3 protein-coding genes and 1 pseudogene are annotated in these 3,939 nt (G+C 44.4%); all 4 read right to left on the bottom strand.

Translation table 11 applies throughout. The annotated features are described in order from the left end of the window. Positions 1-94: 94 nt before the first annotated feature. Positions 95-1,108, bottom strand: a complete 1,014-nt coding sequence (locus tag ACOMDU_RS13520) for a site-specific integrase (protein WP_421130680.1) — start codon at positions 1,106-1,108, stop codon at positions 95-97. Then, the gene (locus ACOMDU_RS13515) at positions 1,095-2,069 is read right to left on the bottom strand and encodes a tyrosine-type recombinase/integrase (RefSeq protein ID WP_256265082.1); all 975 of its coding nucleotides are present in this window, start codon (positions 2,067-2,069) and stop codon (positions 1,095-1,097) included. Before ACOMDU_RS13515 ends, ACOMDU_RS13520 begins: the two co-directional genes overlap by 14 nt. Next, complete coding sequence (locus ACOMDU_RS13510) at positions 2,066-3,298, bottom strand: tyrosine-type recombinase/integrase (RefSeq protein WP_421130679.1); 1,233 nt, start codon at positions 3,296-3,298, stop codon at positions 2,066-2,068. Before ACOMDU_RS13510 ends, ACOMDU_RS13515 begins: the two co-directional genes overlap by 4 nt. A 307-nt stretch (positions 3,299-3,605) precedes the next feature. Continuing rightward, positions 3,606-3,767, bottom strand: a pseudogene (locus tag ACOMDU_RS13505) (DNA cytosine methyltransferase); the annotation flags it as partial. Positions 3,768-3,939: the final 172 nt, after the last annotated feature.

The raw sequence follows: 3,939 nt of genomic DNA, 5'->3' as shown, positions 1-3,939 counted from the left end.
TTATGAACAGAAATCAATTATGTATAGCACCTCCATAAAAAGCAGTGAAACAGAGCATTTTACTCTGTTTCACTGTGCATAATATTTTGGAGTTTTAGCCAAGCGAGGACAGCCATTCAATCAACTCAGCATCCTGTTCCCACTGAGATGCTTTCGGTAGATCAAGATGGGCTGTAGCCTTCTCCAAAGCAGCTCGCTTGGCTTCATTGTCTGCTCTGGCATAGACCTCAGTGGTAGAGATGTCGGCGTGTCCCAGATGATCTTTAATAAAGACCGGATTAACATTGGCCTGTACCATATGCATGGCTTTCGTATGGCGAAAAATATGAGGCGAGATTTTGGTAGGCATCCCAGAGGCAGTTTCCCGTGCCATATCTGCATATTTCTGGACGATGTATGTAATTCCAGAACGGGTCAGTTTGTGTCTGCTTCCATTCCAAAACAGGGGCATATCTGGGTTTCGTCGCAAATCAATGTGGTTTTCCTCAAGGTAACTACGTAACAATTCAGTAGTCGGTTTCATGAGAGGCACTGTACGAATCTTCCCGCCTTTTCCATGCAGAGTAATAACTGCTGGGAAATCTAATCGCACATCCCGCATACAAATATCCGCAAGTTCACTAACACGAGCTGCTGTATCATACAAAACAGTTAGCAAGACAAGATGCCTCCGTCCTTTAGGAGTAGAGGTATCCGGCATAGACAATAAATGTTTCAAATTTTCTGGCGTTAAGTACTGCGCGGGCGGGTCGGGAGATACCATGCTTGGAATTTTGAGGATTAAAATGCACTGCTCCATATACGTCGGTTCTTCGGTCATAACATAATCAAAGAAAGCGTGAATGGCGCAAAGGCGCTGGTTGTAAGTAGATGGGGAAGAACCTCTGGTATTAGTCAGCCACAGAAGGAAGTCCTCTATACACTTTTTGTCCAACTTGGCCAGATTCAGCTTTGCAATATTAAAGCCTTTCTCGTCTCTGCAAAAAATCAGGAGGAGTTTAAACGTATCCCGGTAGGAACGAATTGTATTGCTGCTCAGATTTCTCTGGACGGGCAGATAGTGTGTAAGGTACTGCGTCAAAAATTTGGAGAAGTCAGATGCTTTCATTGGACACCTCCATCTGGGGAATGAGACCACCAAATTGCACTTCTAATTTGGCAACAATATCTGGGTACATTTGCGCCGTCAATTGAAGATATTTTTGCGTGCCGGTCAGTCCATTATGTCCAAGATACCGTGAAAGTACGGGTAGCGCAGCGGTAAGATCTTCACCCGAAAGGACCCAGTTGTTAAGACAGTGTACCGCAAATGTGTGGCGGATATCATGAGGCCGAGGGCCTTTTCCTGAACCATTGTAAGGAATACCCGCCGTTCTGAGGAGCTGGCGAAATTGAGCTTGCAGCCAACTGTTCCCGTATCTTCCGCCGTTGCTGCGTGGGTTCAAACTTGGAAAAAGCAAGGAATCTGTAGATTTTGGAGGGGACATTTCCAGATATTGAGTCAAGGATTCTGCAACTGTATCAGAGAATGGCACCAAGCGGTTTTTGTGAAATTTCGTATCCAAAATGGTAAACACATTTTCTTTGAGGTTTACATCGCACATGCGCAGTTTAAGCAATTCAGAAGTACGCAATCCGCAGTTGAATAAGATTCGGAACATAACAGGAATCTGGTATTTTCGTGCAGGGTTCTGCTCCGTAAATGGCACATGATCCGCTGCAGTCAGCATCCGCTCAATCTCGTCGTCCGTAAAAATATAGGCTCTAAAATTGCGGTTTTCTTTCGGGAGAGATTTAGGAGGGATCTTATATGCTGTATAGCCTTTGCGGATCACAAAATCGAGAAATCCATTGATTGCGCTGACATCTCTGAGGATGGTATTGGTTTGCAGGTTCCGTCTGTTTCCAATATGGTCTAAAACATATTCTTTTGTAAACGAAATCTCTCCATCATCGGGCTCAGCAAAGTCCTGGAGGAAGCGCCGGATACAACCCTCATCCGTTTTCAGGCTGAACCCAAGAGCATGACGTTCCGCCATATACTGCTCCAACAACATTTTTGAAGTCATATCAATTCCCTCCGTTCTCCATAAGACAATGCACATTTCCGCAAGGCCGGAAGGTCTACTTTGGTATATACGGAGGTCGTTTTTGGGCTGTTGTGCCCAAGGATGTTGGAGATCGTCATAAGCGGTGTACCATCATACAAGAGGCTGCTTGCCAGAGTATGACGCAGTGAATGGGCTGCTTTGCGCTTCTTTACTGTCATACCTGCATATTTCATATATCGCTTGAGGTTTTCGGAAAGAGTTGTGCTGGACTGGAATTCTCCGTAAGGATGGATATGGCGGATAAACACATTATCACAGTCAGAATCCAGCCGCCCATTTTTCAGATAGTCAATGATGGCATCTCCAATTACAGGGAGCAGAGGCAGTGTATTGACCTTTTGCGTTTTTTGCTGTGTATAGGTGATCAGTTTCTGGTGCCAGTCCAGATTTTTGAATTTCAATGCACAGATGTCTCCAGCCCTCATGCCCAGCAGAATAGCAAGCAGAAGCATCGCGTAATCTCTTTTTCCAATCGCATTGCTGCGGTCAATAACGGACAATAATTGTCGTACTTCCTCTGGGGCCCACGTTTCGGGGATATTTTCTTCAACGTAGATCTTTGGCCTTGGAACACTTGAAGATAAGTCATCGTCCAATATCCCATTTTCATGGAGATAGCGGAAGAAATCACGTAAAACGCTGCTGAATACATGGATAGTTGCACGATGGTAGCGGCACAGGGTGGTCATGAAGTCCGAAATTTCTGCAGCGGTTAAATCTGAAAGTTCTATTCCGCGCCCATCCAGAAAGCAAAAAAATTGCCGTATCTTTGTCCGCTTGACACGGATAGTACCATCAGAACTATTATTTCTGTGGCACCATGCAAGGTATTCTTCCAGTAAATCGACATATTGCCGTGGCACTGTGTAGTCATGGTGGCTGTATCGCAGTGCATACCCAAATTGAAAGATGTCATCCAAAAAACGAATCGAACAGCGTGTGTCCAGTTGTTGCTTGGTCAGTTTTGCGGTGGAGTTACCGATGTCCAAACCATAACAGTGTTGGAAGTATTGTGGTCCCGTTTCTGCGTCATAAGCGGTAATCTCGTTTTCTCTGCAATAATTGGAGAAGCTACGGAACTCCTTGCTATGCCGACTGAGGGTTGACGATTTGAAGTCCAGACGGATCAACTCCATATTTGCTGCGCTCATCAAGTCAGGGATTGGAACTGTCTTTCTGCTGTGCATAGTTTGCCTCCTTTATATTGTGATGCTCACAGTATAAAGGGAAATTATGCACAGCATCTTTTTAATTCTCAAAGAAATTTCAATATTTTGGAAGGAGGTCTTTTCATAATTGCTTACAACTCATAATGNTGGAACTGTCTTTCTGCTGTGCATAGTTTGCCTCCTTTATATTGTGATGCTCACAGTATAAAGGGAAATTATGCACAGCATCTTTTTAATTCTCAAAGAAATTTCAATATTTTGGAAGGAGGTCTTTTCATAATTGCTTACAACTCATAATGGAGCTTATGCACTTCAACACATAAATGACGTTTTCCCAGACCATGTATCGAGGTCGAACAGCGTGAGCTGCTCTACCGCGTCGCTCATCTGCATCCCTCATTTCTTTCACTATGCGAACCTGCTCCATGAATAGCCCGGAGCGTTCCCCGGCAAGGCCAGCCCTGGCGCCGGCGACTGATAGGTCCTGGTTATTCCGAATTCGGGATAATCAGGATTATGCCGAGAAAATAGTTATTCCGAAGTCATTGCATAGAGTCTTGTAAAACAAGGATTCTCCGCAAAAACTTCGGAATAACAAAGCGGGCCTCATTTTATATAATGTGGACATGCAGACAACCGTCTGACACCACAAAATATAA

Source organism: Vescimonas sanitatis (assembly GCF_049060325.1).
GTDB lineage: Bacteria > Bacillota > Clostridia > Oscillospirales > Oscillospiraceae > Vescimonas > Vescimonas sanitatis.
The sequence above is the reverse complement of the archived record's forward strand: the minus strand, read 5'-3'. Positions and strand labels throughout refer to the sequence as shown.